At 42.1% G+C, this 19,002-nt stretch carries 13 protein-coding genes and 9 tRNA genes (1 of these 22 running past the window's edge); 21 read left to right on the plus strand and 1 reads right to left on the minus strand.

Annotated elements, in window-relative coordinates:
- From JJN14_RS00935 to pcp, 17 genes are all read left to right on the plus strand, one after another.
- Nucleotides 1-66 (plus strand) — tRNA-Glu (locus tag JJN14_RS00935); it begins 6 nt to the left of the window's first position.
- A 4-nt stretch (nt 67-70) separates the two neighbouring features.
- Nucleotides 71-160, plus strand: a tRNA-Ser gene (locus JJN14_RS00940).
- Nucleotides 161-170: 10 nt separating this feature from the next.
- Nucleotides 171-244, plus strand: a tRNA-Met gene (locus JJN14_RS00945).
- A gap of 3 nt (nt 245-247) precedes the next feature.
- Nucleotides 248-320 (plus strand) — tRNA-Phe (locus JJN14_RS00950).
- A 12-nt stretch (nt 321-332) separates the two neighbouring features.
- A tRNA-Tyr gene (locus tag JJN14_RS00955) sits at nt 333-413 on the plus strand.
- 4 nt (nt 414-417) lie between these two features.
- Nucleotides 418-488: transfer RNA gene (locus tag JJN14_RS00960), tRNA-Trp, on the plus strand.
- Nucleotides 489-502: 14 nt separating this feature from the next.
- Nucleotides 503-575: transfer RNA gene (locus JJN14_RS00965), tRNA-His, on the plus strand.
- Nucleotides 576-588: 13 nt separating this feature from the next.
- A tRNA-Gln gene (locus JJN14_RS00970) sits at nt 589-660 on the plus strand.
- Nucleotides 661-669: 9 nt separating this feature from the next.
- Nucleotides 670-753: transfer RNA gene (locus JJN14_RS00975), tRNA-Leu, on the plus strand.
- A 106-nt stretch (nt 754-859) separates the two neighbouring features.
- Nucleotides 860-2,137 carry a gamma-glutamylcysteine synthetase gene (locus JJN14_RS00980; RefSeq protein ID WP_201058670.1) on the plus strand — a complete coding sequence of 426 codons (1,278 nt, stop codon included), beginning with the start codon at nt 860-862 and terminating at the stop codon, nt 2,135-2,137.
- A gap of 75 nt (nt 2,138-2,212) precedes the next feature.
- Complete coding sequence (thrC, locus tag JJN14_RS00985; protein ID WP_201058671.1) at nt 2,213-3,697, plus strand: threonine synthase; 1,485 nt, start codon at nt 2,213-2,215, stop codon at nt 3,695-3,697.
- Between the two features lie 60 nt (nt 3,698-3,757).
- Nucleotides 3,758-5,038: an MATE family efflux transporter gene (locus tag JJN14_RS00990; RefSeq protein ID WP_033687429.1), complete on the plus strand. Its 1,281-nt coding sequence runs from the start codon at nt 3,758-3,760 to the stop codon at nt 5,036-5,038.
- A gap of 3 nt (nt 5,039-5,041) precedes the next feature.
- Nucleotides 5,042-5,668, plus strand: coding sequence for an HAD family hydrolase (locus JJN14_RS00995; protein WP_201058672.1), 627 nt, complete (start codon nt 5,042-5,044; stop codon nt 5,666-5,668).
- A 159-nt stretch (nt 5,669-5,827) separates the two neighbouring features.
- On the plus strand, nt 5,828-7,030 hold the full coding sequence (locus JJN14_RS01000; protein ID WP_125386679.1) for a LysM peptidoglycan-binding domain-containing protein: 1,203 nt from the start codon (nt 5,828-5,830) through the stop codon (nt 7,028-7,030).
- Nucleotides 7,031-7,333: 303 nt separating this feature from the next.
- Nucleotides 7,334-7,759: a MarR family winged helix-turn-helix transcriptional regulator gene (locus JJN14_RS01005; RefSeq protein WP_201058673.1), complete on the plus strand. Its 426-nt coding sequence runs from the start codon at nt 7,334-7,336 to the stop codon at nt 7,757-7,759.
- 10 nt (nt 7,760-7,769) lie between these two features.
- Nucleotides 7,770-8,132, plus strand: coding sequence for a DUF1304 domain-containing protein (locus tag JJN14_RS01010; RefSeq protein WP_201058674.1), 363 nt, complete (start codon nt 7,770-7,772; stop codon nt 8,130-8,132).
- 112 nt (nt 8,133-8,244) lie between these two features.
- Nucleotides 8,245-8,889: a pyroglutamyl-peptidase I gene (gene pcp, locus JJN14_RS01015; protein ID WP_078238598.1), complete on the plus strand. Its 645-nt coding sequence runs from the start codon at nt 8,245-8,247 to the stop codon at nt 8,887-8,889.
- A 25-nt stretch (nt 8,890-8,914) separates the two neighbouring features.
- Here pcp and JJN14_RS01020 read toward each other — a convergent pair whose 3' ends face one another.
- Nucleotides 8,915-9,772, minus strand: coding sequence for a DUF975 family protein (locus JJN14_RS01020; RefSeq protein ID WP_201058675.1), 858 nt, complete (start codon nt 9,770-9,772; stop codon nt 8,915-8,917).
- Between the two features lie 116 nt (nt 9,773-9,888).
- On the opposite strand from JJN14_RS01020, the gene tgt reads away from it, so the two are divergent.
- The 4 genes from tgt to JJN14_RS01040 all read left to right on the plus strand — a co-directional run bounded on the left by tgt (nt 9,889) and on the right by JJN14_RS01040 (nt 18,989).
- Entirely contained in the window at nt 9,889-11,031 is a 1,143-nt protein-coding gene (tgt, locus tag JJN14_RS01025) for a tRNA guanosine(34) transglycosylase Tgt (RefSeq protein WP_001285237.1), read from the plus strand.
- Between the two features lie 100 nt (nt 11,032-11,131).
- Nucleotides 11,132-12,949, plus strand: a complete 1,818-nt coding sequence (locus tag JJN14_RS01030) for an acyltransferase family protein (RefSeq protein WP_201058676.1) — start codon at nt 11,132-11,134, stop codon at nt 12,947-12,949.
- 151 nt (nt 12,950-13,100) lie between these two features.
- Entirely contained in the window at nt 13,101-14,252 is a 1,152-nt protein-coding gene (gene nagA / locus JJN14_RS01035; protein WP_201058677.1) for an N-acetylglucosamine-6-phosphate deacetylase, read from the plus strand.
- A 345-nt stretch (nt 14,253-14,597) separates the two neighbouring features.
- Nucleotides 14,598-18,989: a PolC-type DNA polymerase III gene (locus tag JJN14_RS01040; RefSeq protein ID WP_201058678.1), complete on the plus strand. Its 4,392-nt coding sequence runs from the start codon at nt 14,598-14,600 to the stop codon at nt 18,987-18,989.
- The last annotated feature ends 13 nt before the right edge of the window (nt 18,990-19,002 follow it).

Genomic DNA, 19,002 nt, shown 5'->3' on the forward strand with positions numbered 1-19,002 from the left:
TTGGTCAAGGGGTTAAGACACCGCCTTTTCACGGCGGTAACACGGGTTCGAATCCCGTACGGACTATTTTGGAGGATTACCCAAGTCCGGCTGAAGGGAACGGTCTTGAAAACCGTCAGGCGTGTAAAAGCGTGCGTGGGTTCGAATCCCACATCCTCCTTTTGTATTAACGCGGGATGGAGCAGCTCGGTAGCTCGTCGGGCTCATAACCCGAAGGTCGTAGGTTCAAATCCTGCTCCCGCAATAAGGCTCGGTAGCTCAGTTGGTAGAGCAATGGATTGAAGCTCCATGTGTCGGCGGTTCGATTCCGTCTCGCGCCATTTATATTTTTTGGAAGGGTAGCGAAGAGGCTAAACGCGGCGGACTGTAAATCCGCTCCTTCGGGTTCGGGGGTTCGAATCCCTCCCCTTCCATTTTACGGGCATAGTTTAAAGGTAGAACTAAGGTCTCCAAAACCTTCAGTGTGGGTTCAATTCCTACTGCCCGTGTTAATAGAATTATGGCGGGTGTGGTGAAGTGGTTAACACACCAGATTGTGGCTCTGGCATGCGTGGGTTCGATCCCCATCACTCGCCTATTTTATATTATTGGGGTATAGCCAAGCGGTAAGGCAAGGGACTTTGACTCCCTCATGCGTTGGTTCGAATCCAGCTACCCCAGTTACTATTTGCCGGCGTGGCGGAATTGGCAGACGCGCTGGACTCAAAATCCAGTGTCCGCAAGGACGTGCCGGTTCGACCCCGGCCGCCGGTATAGTATAGAGTTAAGGAACGTTGTAAATCTTCGTTCCTTTTTATATTATTTTTGGTATAATAATAGTTATTCAAATTTTATTTAGATTATGAAAGTGTAGGGAAGTATGTCTCGTTCTATCGATTTATTAAAACATCGGTATTTGAAAAATATTAAAGAAAATCCTGAATTGTTTCTCGGGATTGAGCTGGAATATCCTATTGTAAACTTGGAAGGGAATGCTACAGATGTTAAAGTTATCAAATGCTTATTCCGATATTTAGTTTCTGCTATGAATTTTACTGTCGAAAAGGTAGATGATTTTGGGACTCCTATTCAGTTAGTGGATCCAGTAAGTCAGGATACTATTTTATTTGAAGTTTCCTATACTACGATTGAGTTTGCATTTGGTAAGGCTGAAACGATACAAGAGGTTGAAGAACGTTTTAGTATTTATATGAAAGTAATCCAGAAGAAGCTAGCTGAATCAAATCATGCTATTGTCGGCTGTGGTATTCATCCCAACTGGGATAAAAATGAGAATTGTCCAGTGGCTTTCCCACGGTATCGCATGCTGATGGACTATTTGAATTTGAGTAGAAATGTGACTAAATCAGACTTGCATCATTTCCCTGAATATGGTGCTTTTATCTGTGGGAGTCAGGTACAGTTGGATGTTTCAAAGTTTAACTACTTACGAGTGATTAATGCTTTTACCCAAATTGAAGCGGCTAAGGCTTATTTATTTGCCAATTCTGAGTTTTCAGGTGAGGATTGGGATACGAGAATTGCAAGGGATATTTTCTGGGAAGAATCGATGCATGGTATCTATCCAGAAAACGTCGGGGTCAATGCTAGACTCTTTAAAGATGAGGATGATTTTTTTGATTATCTAGATCATTCTGCAATTTTTACTGCGGAACGTGATGAACAAACCTATTATTTTTATCCGATTCAGGCGAGGGACTATTTGGCTACACCTGAAATCCAAGCATATGCACTTAATGGGGATGAGATTATTATTTATCCTCAAGAGAAGGATTTTGGAACACATCGTAGTTATCAGTACCAAGACTTAACGACTCGCGGAACAGTTGAGTTTCGTAGTGTGTGTACTCAACCTCTAGATAGAACCTTCGCTTCAGCAGCTTTTCACTTGGGATTATTGGTTAATTTAGATAAGTTAGAAGCTTACTTAGAAGCAGCACCTTTCTTTAAAGAATTTGGGCGAAATTATAAGTTTTTAAGACGACAATTTTCTAAGAAGAAGCTTACAGATGAGGAAGAAACTGCGATTATTGAAATTTCCAAAGACTTACTACTGCTAGCCGAGGAAGGACTGGAGATGAGAAATATGCAAGAAATGACCTACTTACAGCCTTTGAAAGAAGAATTGAGCCTATAATTTCTCTTGTAAAAGGAGAATTTTCTGAAAAATCATGATATAATGGATGAGACTATAGATAAAGGATAGAGAGTAATGACATTAGTTTATCAATCAACGCGTGATGCCAACAATACAGTAACTGCTAGCCAAGCTATTTTGCAAGGTTTGGCGACGGACGGTGGTTTATTTACACCGGTTACTTATCCAAAGGTAGATTTGGACTTTGACAAATTGAAAGATGCTTCTTATCAGGAAGTTGCTAAGCTTGTTTTGTCAGCATTTTTAGATGACTTTACAGCTGAAGAGTTGGACTACTGTATCAACAATGCCTACGATAGCAAGTTTGATACTCCAGCTATCGCACCATTAGTGAAATTAGACGGGCAATACAATCTGGAACTTTTCCATGGTTCAACAATTGCCTTTAAGGATATGGCCTTGTCTATTTTGCCATACTTTATGACAACAGCTGCTAAGAAGCATGGTTTGGAAAATAAGATTGTCATCTTAACAGCGACATCTGGTGATACTGGGAAAGCTGCTATGGCAGGGTTTGCGGATGTTCCTGGTACTGAGATTATTGTCTTTTATCCAAAGGATGGTGTCAGCAAGGTACAAGAGTTGCAAATGACCACTCAGACTGGTGACAATACTCATGTTATCGCTATTGATGGTAACTTTGATGATGCCCAAACAAATGTGAAGCATATGTTTAACGATGTGGCTCTTCGTGAAAGATTAGCGGCCAACAAGTTGCAATTTTCATCTGCAAACTCTATGAATATTGGTCGTCTGGTGCCACAGATTGTTTATTATGTTTACGCCTATGCTCAGTTGGTCAAGACTGGTGAGATTGTGGCTGGTGAACAGATCAACTTCACAGTACCAACAGGAAACTTTGGAAATATCTTGGCTGCCTTTTATGCTAAACAAATCGGTCTTCCAGTTGGCAAATTAATCTGTGCTTCAAATGACAACAATGTTTTGACAGACTTTTTCAAGACACGTGTTTACGACAAGAAACGTGAGTTTAAAGTGACTACTAGTCCATCTATGGATATTTTGGTATCTTCAAACTTGGAGCGTTTGATTTTCCATCTTTTAGGTAATGATGCGGTTAAAACAGCTGAACTCATGAATGCCTTGAACAAGCAAGGACAATATGAGTTGACAGACTTTGATGCAGAGATTCTTAATCTCTTTGCAGCTGAATATGCGACTGAGGAAGAAACAGTGGCAGAAATCAAGCGTGTTTATGAGTCAGATTCTTATATCGAGGATCCACATACGGCGGTTGCCTCGGCAGTTTATAAGAAATACCAAGCGGCTACTGGCGATGTGACTAAGACAGTGATTGCTTCAACAGCGAGTCCATACAAGTTCCCAGTGGTTGCAGTAGAAGCTGTAACTGGAAAATCAGGGCTTGGCGACTTTGAAGCCTTGGCTCAATTACATGATATTTCAGGAGTGGCAGTGCCGCCAGCAGTTGACGGGCTTGAAACAGCTCCTGTTCGTCATAAGACAACTGTTGCAGCAACAGACATGCAAGTAGCGGTTGAGGCTTATCTAGGACTTTAAGACAGAGGGAGTAAACTCGGTTGGGAAACCAACTGAGTTTCTTTTCATCAGGAGGAAGGATTGTTTAAGAAAAATAAAGACATTCTTAATATTGCCTTACCAGCTATGGGCGAAAACTTTTTGCAGATGCTCATGGGGATGGTGGACAGTTATCTGGTAGCCCACTTGGGCTTGATAGCTATTTCGGGTGTATCAGTAGCTGGCAATATTATCACGATTTACCAGGCGATTTTCATCGCTCTGGGAGCTGCTATTTCCAGTGTTATTTCAAAAAGTTTGGGGCAGAAGGATCAATCTATGCTAGCCTATCATGTGACTGAAGCCTTGAAGATTACCTTACTATTAAGTTTCCTTTTAGGATTTTTGTCCATCTTCGCTGGGAAAGAGATGATAGGACTTTTGGGGACGGAGATAGATGTAGCTGAGAGTGGTGGGCTCTACCTATCCTTGGTAGGCGGATCGATTGTTCTTTTGGGCTTGATGACCAGTCTGGGTGCCTTGATTCGTGCAACGCATAATCCACGTTTGCCCCTCTATGTGAGTCTTTTATCCAATGCCTTGAATATTCTTTTTTCAAGTCTAGCTATTTTTGTTCTGGATATGGGGATAGCTGGTGTTGCTTGGGGGACAATTCTGTCTCGTTTGGTAGGTCTTGTGATTTTATGGTCGCAATTAAAGTTGCCTTTTGAGAAACCGACTTTTGGTTTAGATAAGGAACTATTGACCTTAGCTTTGCCAGCAGCTGGAGAGCGGCTTATGATGCGGGCTGGAGATGTAGTAATCATTGCCTTGGTTGTGTCTTTCGGGACAGAGGCAGTGGCTGGAAATGCAGTCGGAGAAGTCTTGACCCAGTTTAACTATATGCCTGCCTTTGGCGTCGCTACGGCAACGGTCATGCTGGTGGCTCGAGCAGTTGGGGAGGATAATTGGAAAAAAGTAGCTAATTTGAGCAAGCAAACCTTTTGGCTTTCTCTGCTTCTCATGTTGCCCTTGACGCTTAGTGTCTATGCCTTGGGCATACCACTGACTCATCTCTATACGAATGATTCTCTAGCGGTGGAGGCTAGTGTGCTAGTGACACTTTTTTCACTACTTGGTACTCCTATGACGATAGGAACAGTCATCTATACAGCAGTCTGGCAGGGTTTGGGCAATGCTCGGCTTCCCTTTTATGCGACAAGTATAGGAATGTGGTGTATCCGCATTGGAACAGGATATCTGATGGGGATTGTGCTTGGTTGGGGCTTGCCCGGTATTTGGGCCGGAACCCTTTTGGATAATGGTTTTCGTTGGTTATTTCTACGTTACCGTTACCAGCGTTATATGAGCTTGAAAGGATAGGAAATGCAAAAAACAGCTTTTATTTGGGATTTAGACGGGACTTTATTGGACTCTTACGAAGCGATTTTGTCAGGGATTGAGGAAACTTTTGCTCAGTTTTCTATTCCTTATGAAAAGGAGCAGGTGAGAGAGTTTATCCTCAAGTTTTCTGTGCAGGATTTACTTGTGCAGGCGGCAGAAGAGAGAAAGCTGGATGTGGAAATGCTAAATCAGGTGCGTGCCCAGAGTTTGGCTGAGAAGAATGCTCAGGTAGTTTTGATGCCAGGTGCGCGTGATGTGCTAGCTTGGGCAGAGGAATCAGGAATTCAGCAGTTTGTTTACACTCATAAGGGAGACAATGCTCTTACCATTCTAAGAGACTTGGGTTTGGAATCTTATTTTACAGAGATTTTAACAAGTCAGAGTGGCTTTGCGCGTAAACCTAGTTCAGAAGCGGCTACCTATCTGTTAGGCAAGTATCAGTTGGATTCTGAGAAGACCTATTATATAGGGGATCGGACTCTGGATGTGGAATTTGCCCAGAATAGTGGTATTCAGAGCATTAATTTTTTAGAGTCGTCTTATGGAGGCAATCACAGGATTCAAGAGTTAGCAGATATTCCTTGCATTTTTGGGGATTGGGAACGATAAGACTGTGTCAGTTTTGTGACAGAGACCTAACAAACTATTTCAAGTAACAGAGTTTGTTACAAGGAATAGACAGTTTTATTAAATAGGCCCGAGAGGGCTTTTTTTCTGCATTTTTTGTGTTATGATAGACAGGTACTCATTTGAAAGGAATTTGAAAGAATGAAGAAAAGAATATTATTAGCCTCAACAGTAGCCTTGTCATTTGCCCCAGTATTGGCAACTCAAGCAGAAGAAGTTCTTTGGACTGCACGTAGTGTTGAGCAAATCCAAAATGATTTGACTAAAACGGATAACAAAACAAGTTATACCGTTCAGTATGGTGATACCTTGAGCACCATTGCAGAAGCCTTGGGTGTAGATGTCACAGTTCTTGCGAATTTGAATAAAATCACTAATATGGACTTGATTTTCCCAGAAACTGTTTTGACAACGACTGTCAATGAATCTGAAGAAGTAACAGAAGTTGAAATCCAAACACCTCAAGCAGATTCTAGTGAAGAAGTGACAACTGCGACAGCAGATTTGACAACCAATCAAGTGACGGTTGATGATCAAACTGTTCAGGTTGCAGACCTTTCTCAACCGATTGCAGAAGCGCCAAAAGCGGTAGAAACTACAAGTACAAAAGAAGTAGCAACAAATTCAGAAGTTGCAGAGACAGTTGCTACTGTAGAAGAAGTAGCACCATCTACAAATACTTCAACGTCAGAGGAGCAAACAGCCGAAACAAGCAATGCAGTTGCAGAGGCAACTCCTCAGGCAACAATTCCAGCTGAGAAAGAGGAAACACAAGCCAGCCCTCAAGCTGTTTCAACAGTGGAAGAAACTACAACTCCAGTAGAAGAAAAAACAACAGAAACAACTGCAACAAGTTCAGAAGAAGCAAAAGAAGTCTCATCAAATGATGCTACAACAGTAGTTTCTACTTATCAACCAGAAGAGAAGAAAACAGTTGCAACAACTTACGCAGCTCCAGCAGCGCCCGATTATGCTGGACTGGCGGTAGCGAAATCTGAAAATGCAGGCCTTCAACCACAAACAGCTGCCTTTAAAGAAGAAATCGCCAACTTGTTTGGCATCACATCCTTTAGTGGTTACCGTCCAGGAGACAGTGGAGATCACGGAAAAGGTTTGGCTATCGACTTTATGGTACCAGAAAGCTCAGAACTAGGGGATAAGATTGCGGAATACGCTATTCAAAACATGGCTAGCCGTGGAATTAGTTACATCATCTGGAAACAACGTTTCTATGCTCCATTCGATAGCAAATATGGACCAGCTAATACTTGGAACCCAATGCCAGACCGTGGTAGCGTGACAGAAAATCACTATGATCACGTTCACGTTTCAATGAATGGATAAACCAGACTTTGTAATATCATTTTGGCGAATGAGATCTAGCTTTCGTGATAGAGAGCGATTCTCGTTCGTTTTTTCTTTGTCATACTCTTCGAAAATCTCTTCAAACCACGTCAGTTTCGCCTTGCCGTACTCAAGTATAGCCTGCGGCTAGCTTCCTAGTTTGCTCTTTGATTTTTATTGAGTATCAATATGAATGGAAAACTAGCATCTTGTAATGATTCAAGCAACATTCTTGCAATCTATTTTACTTTGCATTTTACTTGATTAGTCAACTATTGATAAATCAAGTAAAAGGAGAAAGAAATGATAGAGATTCAAGATTTACTGTATCAACTCCGCTTGTCTGAGCAAGCAAGTACGCAATTGTTTGAAAAAAGACTTGGGATTAGTTTGACACGGTATCAGATTTTACTGTTTCTGCTGAAGCATTCCCCTTGTAATCAAATAGCGGTTCAGGAGCGTTTGAAGATTGATCAGGCCGCCTTGACACGACATTTCAAGATTCTGGAAAAGGAAGGTTTGGTGGAGCGTCATCGCAATCCTGAAAATCAGCGAGAAGTGTTGGTAGAGGCTACGAAGTATGCCAAGGAGCAGTTAGTGGTGAATCACCCTCTGCAACATATCAAGATTAAGGAAGAGATGGAAAGTATCTTAACAGAGTCTGAAAGAACAGAACTCAGACGTTTAGTAAATAAATTGGTTTTGGGTATTGAAAATATAGAAATTTAAGGAGAAATAGATGTCAATTATTACAATCATTTTAGCAACAATCGTTGCTTTGGAGCATTTTTACATTTTTTATTTGGAAAGTATTGCAACGCAATCAGATGCGACTAGTCGTATCTTTAACATGGACAAGGAAGAACTGGCTCGTCCGTCGGTAAGTTCACTGTTTAAAAATCAAGGGATTTATAACGGTCTGCTAGGAGTCTTTCTCTTATATGGGATTTATTTCTCACAGAATTTAGAAATTGTGACTATTTTTGTCTTGTTTGTGATTGGAGCTGCGGCTTATGGCTCTCTCACAGCAGATAAGAAAATTATTTTGAAGCAAGGTGGACCAGCTATTTTGGCCTTGATTAGTATTTTACTCTTTAAATAAACTTTAATGCCGGTCTAATCCTCTCTAGTCCTTTTCACTCCAGAATAAGGGAAATATGTTATACTTGTTTTTAAGAAAAAAGTCTCATTGAATTTGTTTTGAGGAGTTAGAAATGAAAGTATTAGTGACAGGTTTTGAGCCCTTTGGAGGGGAAAAAGTCAATCCAGCTTTGGAGGCCATTAAAGGTTTACCAGCTGAAATCCATGGTGCTGAGGTCCGTTGGTTAGAAGTGCCAACAGTCTTTCACCAATCGGCCCAAGTGTTGGAAGAAGAGATGAGTCGTTATCAACCTGACTTTGTCCTTTGTATTGGCCAAGCAGGTGGAAGATCTAGCTTGACGCCTGAACGAGTAGCCATTAATCAAGACGATGCACGCATTCCTGATAACGAAGGTAATCAACCGATTGACCTTCCCATTCGAGCGGATGGTGCTTCGGCCTACTTTAGCAGTTTGCCGATTAAAGCGATGGTTCAAGCTATAAAAAAAGAAGGCTTGCCGGCCTCTGTTTCCAATACGGCAGGGACTTTTGTCTGCAATCATTTGATGTATCAGGCCCTCTATTTGGTAGAAAAGAAATTTCCCCATGTTAAGGCAGGTTTTATGCATATTCCTTATATGATGGAACAGGTGGTGAATCGACCGACTACCCCAGCTATGAGTTTAGTGGACATTATGCGAGGGATAGAAGCAGCAATCGGGGCTATTATAGAACATGGAGATCAAGACCTCAAGTTGGCAGGCGGAGAAACTCATTGATAGAAAAAAGCTTGAGGGGCCACCTTCAAGCTTTTGGACGTTTTCGAGCCAGTACTGCTCGGTAAAAAATTATTTTATTGATTTGAATGTAGGGTAGGAGTGAGAAACTAGCAATCCCAAAAGTAATCCAATTGAGGACGTACCAAGGAAGGAGTTGTAAGTCTAGAATAAAGCGCTGAAATTTGTAGCCTTTCATCAGGAAACGGCTGGTTTTTAGGATTTGTCCTGGTTTGGCTTGTCCTAAGTCTAGGGTGTCACAGAGGAGAAATTCTACCTGCGAATAGGCATAGTATTGTGGAATATAGAGACTATTTCCGACAATCATCAAGAGGATACTTGCTAGAAAGTAAAGACCAAAGGTCATGAGGAAGCGCTCGGTTTCAATTGACGAGAGATCCAGATTGGGAAATTCAGGATGAAGGACAACGAATTTCTTTGCTAGAAAGCTACTGTAAAAAAGAAAGTAAATTCCAAGCAAACTAGGAATACTCCATAAAAAGAGATAGAAACGTTTGAGAAGGAGAGTCAAAAAGGTTTGTGAAAAGTGCTCTTCGTTAAAGAGTGTGAGACTATTTTTGACGGATAGTCCTGTATCAGGATTCTTGATGAGTTTCAGCGTTGTATAAACTGAACTGGTTAGAAGTATCGTTCCGATAAAGGAGACTAATAATGGAAAGAGGTAGGCTTGGAATACATGGCCAAGCACGCTTAAAAAAGAATGTTCTAAAATAGCCTCGTTGATACGCTCTAAGGGATTGAGGAAGCCAGACAAGATGACCAGTATACTAGGTAAGAGATAGACGAGAAAGAGGCGGGGATTTTCAGCTTGAAATTGTCTAGCTTGCAGACGAACGGTTTTTAAATCAATTTTTGGGTATTTCATTCTCTCATTATACCATAGTTCGTGACAGTTCCTACTTTTTTTGATAAAATCATACAGTATGCCCTTGGGCACAAAGTATGAACTGGGACTGTCTTTCCCAGCTTCGGAGGTAAAAAATGTCAGATTCACCAATCAAATATCGTTTGATTAAGAAAGAAAAACACACAGGAGCTCGTCTGGGAGAAATCATCACTCCCCACGGTACCTTCCCGACACCTATGTTTATGCCAGTTGGGACACAAGCCACTGTCAAAACTCAGTCGCCTGAAGAATTGAAGGAGATGGGTTCGGGAATTATCCTGTCAAACACCTATCATCTCTGGCTTCGTCCTGGAGATGAACTCATCGCACGCGCAGGTGGTCTCCACAAGTTCATGAATTGGGACCAGCCTATCTTGACAGATAGTGGTGGTTTCCAGGTTTATTCTTTAGCAGATAGCCGGAATATCACAGAAGAAGGCGTAACTTTTAAAAACCATCTCAATGGGTCTAAGATGTTCTTGTCTCCGGAGAAAGCTATCTCTATTCAGAACAATCTGGGCTCAGACATCATGATGTCCTTTGACGAATGTCCCCAGTTTTATCAACCTTATGACTACGTTAAGAAATCAATCGAGCGTACCAGCCGTTGGGCTGAGCGTGGTTTGAAGGCTCATCGTCGTCCGCATGACCAAGGTTTGTTTGGAATTGTGCAGGGAGCTGGATTTGAAGATTTGCGTCGCCAATCAGCTCATGACCTTGTCAGCATGGATTTCCCAGGCTACTCTATCGGTGGTTTGGCAGTGGGAGAAACCCATGAAGAGATGAATGCCGTCTTGGACTTCACAACCCAACTGTTACCTGAAAACAAACCTCGCTATTTGATGGGTGTGGGAGCGCCAGATAGCTTGATTGATGGGGTGATTCGTGGTGTAGATATGTTTGACTGTGTCTTGCCGACTCGTATCGCTCGTAACGGAACTTGTATGACTAGTCAGGGGCGTTTGGTTGTCAAAAATGCCCAGTTTGCTGAGGACTTTACGCCGTTGGATCCTGAGTGTGATTGCTACACATGTAAGAACTATACACGCGCCTACCTTCGTCATCTGCTCAAGGCTGATGAAACCTTTGGTATCCGCTTGACTAGCTACCACAATCTTTACTTCTTGCTTAACCTGATGAAGCAAGTGCGACAAGCCATTATGGATGACAATCTCTTGGAATTCCGTGAGTATTTTGTTGAAAAATATGGCTATAACAAGTCAGGCCGTAATTTTTAAACTGGAATTGATATAAGCTAAAAATCCTAAGTTTTCTCTTGGGATTTTTCTTCTTTTTTTGATAGAATAAAGTGTATAATGAAAGGGAGAATAAACTCGTATGCGTATTAAATGGTTTTCCTTGATTAGGATTACAGGTTTACTTTTGGTACTCTTGTATCATTTCTTTCAGACAATCTTTCCTGGAGGATTTTTCGGGGTAGATGTCTTTTTCACATTTTCAGGTTTCCTGATTACAGCTCTACTTATCGAAGAATTTTCTAAAAATCATGAAATTGATTTGGTTGGATTTTTTAGGAGACGCTTTTATCGTATCGTGCCACCTGTGGTTTTGATGGTCTTGGTGACCATGCCTTTTACTTTCTTGGTTCGCCAAGACTATGTGGCTGGAATTGGGGGTCAGATTGCGGGTGTCTTAGGCTTTATGACCAACTTCTATGAACTGCTAACAGGTGGGAGTTATGAATCTCAGTTCATTCCACATTTGTTTGTTCATAATTGGAGCTTGGCTGTTGAGGTTCACTACTATATCCTCTGGGGATTGGCAGTTTGGTTCTTATCTAAACAGTCTAAATCAAATGGTCAGTTGAGAGGAATGATCTTTCTCTTATCTGCTGCTGCCTTCTTGATCAGCTTCTTCTCCATGTTTATCGGTAGTTTTCTAGTAACCTCTTATTCTTCTGTTTACTTCTCTAGTTTAACTCATGTCTATCCATTCTTTTTGGGAAGTATCCTAGCAACGATTGTAGGCGTTCGTCAGACGACTTCTTTAGTTAAGCAGTTGGATAAAATTTGGGATTTACGCAAGACCCTTTTAGTTTTTGGGGGAGGTTTTGGATTCTTACTCATTTTGACCTTCTTTGTCAAATTTACCTATCTCTTTGCCTATCTTATGGGCTTCTTGCTTGCCAGCCTTGCAGCCCTTGCTATGATTCTGGCGGCGCGTGTCTTACATGAAAAGACTCCTAACATGCAGGAGCCAAAGATTATCAGCTTTTTAGCAGATACTAGCTATGCAGTTTATCTCTTCCATTGGCCTTTCTATATTATTTTCTCACAGTTGACATCAAATCTTCTTGCTGTATTACTGACCCTGATTTTTTCTTATGGATTTGCCAGTCTGTCATTTTATGTATTGGAACCTTGGATTGCAGGAAAGGACACACCTATTATACAAACCCTCCGTCCCCTGCCTCATATTCACACAATCCTTGCAGCAAGTACTGGAATTTTGGCCTTCATTGTCTTCTTAGTAACTCTGTTGGCACCACAAGTGGGAGCTTTTGAGACAGACTTAACTGTCAATGGCTTGAAGCAAGCTGCAACAAATATTAACCAGACCAAGGTGATGACAGAACGAGCAGAAGCTGATAGTTTAGGAATTGCTGATGGCACTATGTTAATTGGTGATTCGGTAGCGCTAAGAGCTAATACAGCTTTGCAGACAGCCCTTCCTGGAGCACAGATTAATGCACAAGTCAGCAGAACAACCAAGACTGTCAATGAAATCATGCTAAATAATAGCCAGAATAAATTTCTACCAAAGATGGTGGTTATTGCAACTGGGGTAAATAATCCTGAAAATTACAAGGAAGATTGGGATAGCATCGTGAAAAATCTTCCTAAGGGCCACCATATGGTTTTGGTGACTCCTTATGAGGGGGATAAGGCAAAAGAGACCTATGCAATCGTTGAGAAAGAGGCTGCCTATATGAGAGAATTGGCAGAGAAGACTCCTTACATCACGATAGCAGATTGGAATCAAGTTGCGAAAGAGCATCCAGAAATTTGGACTGGAACAGACCAAGTCCATTTTGGAAGTGACAATAGTAAAATTGAAGCAGGAGCAAAATTGTATGCAGATACGATTGCTGCAGCCTTGCAAACAGCTCAAGACAAGCCAGTCAAATCAAAATAACTTGTATTTAAAAGAGAAGAGTTGGAAAAATCCAGCTCTTTTAAAATATCTCTAGAAAATAGGTCTATACCATTTACAAATAAAAAAGAAAGGTTTATAATGTAATTGACATAATAAATTGTAGAATCAATCTTTTAAGGAGGTTAACATTATGCCTAACTATATTAAAGCGGATCAGTTTTTCTACCCACACGGAGTTCGTCGTGGTGGTTACTTGGAACTTGTGGATGGCAAGTTTGGAAAGCATGTAGAAGAGATTCCTGAAGGCGCTGACGTCATTGACTATACAGGATACAGCATTGCGCCAGGACTTGTGGATACCCACATTCATGGATTTGGTGGTGTGGATGTTATGGATAATAATATCGAAGGAACCCTTCACACCATGAGTGAAGGACTCCTCAGCATGGGGGTAACGAGCTTCTTGCCAACCACTTTGACATCATCTTATGAGCAATTGCTCGCGGTAACTGAAAATATTGGTGCTCGTTACCAGGAAGCAAGTGGAGCCAAGATTCGTGGAATCTATTTCGAAGGGCCTTATTTCACAGAGAAATACAAGGGGGCTCAAAACCCTGCCTACATGAAAGATCCTCGCATGGATGAGTTTCGTGCTTGGCAAAAAGCAGCTAATGGCTTGCTTAATAAAATTGCTCTTGCGCCAGAGCGTGAAGGTGTAGAAGACTTTGTACGGACTATCACTGGAGAAGGTGTGACGGTTGCTCTTGGGCACTCAAACGCGACTTTTGATGAAGCTAAAAAAGCAGTCGATGCTGGAGCGAGTGTTTGGGTACACGCCTACAATGGAATGCGTGGCTTGACTCACCGCGAACTGGGTATGGTTGGAGCCATGTACCAATTGCCACATACCTATGCAGAGTTGATCTGTGACGGCCATCACGTAGATCCAAAAGCCTGCGAAATTCTTATCAAACAAAAAGGAACTGAAAATATTGCCCTTATCACAGACTGTATGACAGCGGGTGGATTGGAAGACGGCGACTACATGTTGGGAGAATTCCCAGTTGTCGTTGCAAATGGAACTGCTCGTCTCAAATCGACAGGTAACTTGGCAGGTTCTATTCTCAAACTCAAAGACGGTTTGAAAAATGTTGTCGACTGGAACATTGCCTCTCCACACGAAGCAGTTATGATGGCCAGCTTCAACCCAGCAAAATCTGTTCACATTGATGATGTTTGTGGACAAATCCGTGAAGGCTATGACGCGGACTTTATCGTACTAGATAAAGATTTAGAATTGGTAGCAACCTACCTAGATGGCGTGAAACGTTATCAAGCATAAGAGAGAAGGCAGGAGTTAAAGACTGATTTCTTTTCAGGTTTTATAAAGAATCAATTGCACCCCAAAAGTTAGATTTTTTCCGACTAACTTTCGGGGTGTTTTCGTTGTGTGTAAAACAGAACTAAATCTCTAGATAAACTATTCATCTAACTTTTTTTGGGAGTACTGTTATGAAAATTTTTTAATTTCCTTAAACTCATTCTTTTTCTATAGGTAAATCTCCTTAAATGAGTAGTAAAAGTACAAATAAGAAAATTTTTTGTTGTCTTGAAGTGGCTTCCTTTTGTCTTTAGAAAATACCTCTAAATATGGTAAAATAGTAGGAGAATAATGTGAGGAAAATGAATGTCAAACAGTTTTGAAATTTTGATGAATCAACTGGGGATGCCTGCTGAAATGAGACAGGCTCCTGCTTTATCACAGGCTGATATTGAGCGAGTTGTAGTTCATAAAATTAGTAAGGTATGGGAGTTTCATTTCGTATTTTCTAATATTTTACCGATTGAAATCTTTTTAGAATTAAAGAAGGGTTTGAGTGAGGAATTTTCTAAGACAGGAAATAAAGCTGTTTTTGAAATCAAGGCTCTATCTCAAGAATTTTCAAATCAACTTTTACAAGCCTATTATAGAGAGGCTTTTTCTGAGGGGCCATGTGCTAGTCAAGGCTTTAAATCTCTTTATCAGAATTTGCAAGTTCGTGCTGAGGGCAATCAACTCCTTATTGAAGGCTCAGAGGCGATCGATAAGGAACACTTTAAGAAAAATCATCTTCCTAATTTAACTAAACAACTTGAAAAATTTGGTTTTCCTACTTTTAACTGTCAAGTAGAAAAGAATGATGTGCTGACTCAAGAGCAGGAAGAAGCCTTTCATGCTGAAAATGAGCAGATTGTTCAAGCCGCCAATGAGGAAGCGCTCCGTGCTATGGAGCAACTAGAACAGATGGCACCACCTCCAGCAGAAGACAAACCAGTCTTTGATTTTCAGGCCAAAAAAGCTGTAGCTAAACCGAAGCTGGATAAGGCTGATATTACTCCTATGATCGAAGTAACGACTGAGGAAAATCGTCTGGTCTTTGAAGGGGTTGTTTTTGATGTAGAGCAAAAAGTGACTAGAACAGGGCGCGTTTTGATCAACTTTAAAATGACCGACTACACTTCAAGTTTTTCTATGCAAAAGTGGGTTAAAAATGAGGAAGAGGCTCAGAAATTTGACCTCATCAAGAAGAATTCTTGGCTCCGAGTGCGTGGAAATGTGGAGATGAATAACTTCACACGTGATTTGACTATGAATGTGCAGGATGTGCAGGAAGTTGTTCACTATGAGCGGAAGGATTTGATGCCAGAAGGTGAGCGTCGGGTTGAGTTTCATGCTCATACTAACATGTCGACCATGGATTCTCTACCAGAGGTTGAAGAAATCGTTGCGACAGCTGCTAAGTGGGGACACAAGGCGGTTGCCATCACCGACCATGGAAATGTCCAGTCCTTCCCACACGGCTATAAGGCGGCCAAAAAAGCGGGAATTCAGCTGATTTATGGAATGGAAGCCAATATCGTTGAGGATCGTGTTCCTATCGTTTATAACGAAGTGGAGATGGACTTATCAGAAGCGACCTATGTGGTTTTTGACGTGGAAACGACGGGTCTATCAGCCATCTACAATGACTTGATTCAGGTTGCGGCCTCTAAGATGTACAAGGGGAATGTCATTGCTGAATTTGATGAATTTATCAATCCTGGGCATCCTTTGTCAGCTTTTACCACGGAGTTGACTGGTATTACAGATGATCATGTCAAAAATGCTAAACCACTGGAACAAGTTTTGCAAGAATTCCAAGAATTTTGCCAGGATACAATCTTAGTTGCCCATAATGCTACCTTTGACGTTGGCTTTATGAATGCCAATTATGAGCGCCATGGTCTTCCAAAGATTAGTCAGCCAGTTATTGATACGCTGGAGTTTGCTAGAAATCTCTATCCTGAGTATAAACGTCATGGTTTGGGGCCTTTGACCAAGCGTTTTGGTGTGGCCTTGGAACATCACCACATGGCTAACTACGATGCGGAAGCTACTGGTCGTCTGCTTTTTATCTTTATCAAAGAGGTAGCAGAAAAACATGGTGTGACTGATCTGGCTAGACTAAACATTGATTTGATTAGTCCAGACTCTTATAAAAAAGCTCGAATCAAGCATGCGACTATTTATGTCAAGAATCAGGTAGGGCTAAAAAATATCTTTAAACTAGTTTCTTTGTCCAACACCAAGTACTTTGAAGGAGTGCCACGGATTCCGAGAACAGTTCTAGATGCCCATCGGGAGGGCTTGATTTTAGGATCAGCCTGTGCAGAAGGTGAAGTTTTTGATGCAGTCGTTTCCCAAGGTGTGGATGCGGCGGTTGAGGTGGCCAAGTATTATGACTTTATTGAGGTCATGCCACCAGCTATCTATGCTCCCTTGATTTCTAAGGAGCAGGTCAAGGATATGGAAGAACTCCATACTATTATCAAGAGTTTAATAGAGGTTGGAGATCGCCTTGGCAAACCTGTTTTAGCTACGGGAAATGTCCACTATATCGAACCAGAAGAGGAGATTTACCGTGAAATTATCGTCCGTAGTTTGGGCCAAGGGGCTATGATTAACAGAACTATCGGTCATGGAGAACATGCCCAACCAGCTCCTCTTCCCAAGGCTCATTTTAGAACGACAAATGAGATGTTGGATGACTTTGCCTTCTTGGGAGAGGAACTGGCACGTAAACTGGTTATTGAAAACACCAATGCCTTGGCAGATAGCTTTGAACCTGTTGAGGTCGTTAAGGGTGACTTGTACACGCCGTTTATCGATAAGGCTGAAGAAACAGTCGCTGAATTGACCTACAAGAAAGCTTTTGAGATTTATGGAAATCCGCTGCCAGATATCGTTGATTTGCGAATTGAAAAGGAATTAACTTCTATTCTGGGTAATGGATTTGCCGTGATTTATCTGGCCTCGCAGATGCTGGTGCAACGTTCCAATGAACGGGGCTATTTGGTTGGTTCTCGTGGGTCTGTCGGATCTAGTTTCGTTGCGACTATGATTGGGATTACAGAGGTCAATCCTCTCTCTCCTCACTATGTCTGTGGTCAGTGTCAGTACAGTGAGTTTATCACCGATGGTTCTTACGGTTCAGGTTTTGATATGCCCAATAAGGACTGTCCAAACTGTGGTCACAAACTCAGTAAAAACGGACAGGATATTCCGTTTGAGACTTTCCTTGGTTTTGATGGGGACAAGGTTCCCGATATTGACTTGAACTTCTCGGGAGAAGATCAGCCTAGCGCCCACTTGGATGTGCGTGATATCTTTGGTGAGGAATATGCCTTCCGTGCGGGAACGGTTGGTACGGTAGCTGCCAAGACTGCCTATGGATTTGTAAAGGGCTATGAGAGAGACTACGGGAAGTTTTATCGTGATGCAGAGGTGGAACGCCTTGCTCAAGGTGCTGCTGGTGTCAAGCGGACAACGGGACAACACCCAGGGGGAATCGTTGTTATTCCTAACTACATGGATGTCTACGACTTTACGCCTGTCCAGTATCCAGCAGATGACGTGACGGCTGAATGGCAAACGACTCACTTTAACTTCCATGATATCGACGAGAATGTCCTCAAACTCGATGTACTGGGACATGATGATCCGACCATGATTAGGAAACTGCAGGACTTGTCTGGGATTGACCCTAATGAAATTCCTATGGATGATGAAGGCGTGATGGCCCTCTTTTCTGGGACTGATGTGCTAGGAGTAACTCCTGAGCAAATCGGAACACCGACGGGTATGCTGGGAATTCCAGAGTTTGGAACCAACTTTGTACGTGGAATGGTAGACGAGACGCATCCGACAACTTTTGCGGAGTTGCTTCAGCTCTCAGGCCTGTCCCACGGTACCGATGTGTGGTTGGGAAATGCCCAGGATTTGATTAAGCAAGGAATTGCGGACCTATCAACAGTTATCGGTTGTCGGGACGACATCATGGTTTACCTCATGCATGCTGGTCTCGAGCCTAAGATGGCCTTTACCATCATGGAACGGGTGCGTAAGGGCTTGTGGTTGAAGATTTCCGAGGAAGAGCGAAATGGCTACATTGAAGCCATGAAAGCCAATAAGGTACCAGAGTGGTATATCGAGTCCTGTGGGAAAATCAAGTACATGTTCCCTAAAGCCCATGCGGCAGCCTACGTTATGATGGCCTTGCGTGTGGCCTACTTCAAGGTTCACCATCCCATTTATTATTACTGTGCTTACTTCTCCATCCGTGCTAAGGCTTTTGATATCAAGACTATGGGAGCGGGCTTGGATGCTATCAAGCGCAGAATGGAAGAAATTGCTGAAAAACGGAAGAATAATGAAGCCTCTAATGTGGAAATTGACCTCTATACAACTCTTGAGATTGTCAATGAAATGTGGGAACGTGGTTTTAAGTTTGGCAAACTCGACCTCTACCGTAGTCAGGCGACAGAGTTCCTCATTGATGGAGACACTCTCATTCCGCCATTTGTAGCAATGGATGGTCTGGGAGAGAACGTTGCCAAGCAGTTAGTGCGAGCGCGTGAAGAGGGAGAATTCCTCTCTAAAACAGAGTTGCGCAAGCGTGGAGGGCTCTCATCAACCTTGGTTGAAAAGATGGATGAAATGGGGATTCTGGGCAATATGCCAGAGGATAACCAGCTCAGTTTGTTTGATGAGTTGTTTTAAGGTCTTGGAGGAA

It is taken from the genome of Streptococcus mitis, assembly GCF_016658865.1.
Lineage (GTDB): Bacteria > Bacillota > Bacilli > Lactobacillales > Streptococcaceae > Streptococcus > Streptococcus mitis_BT.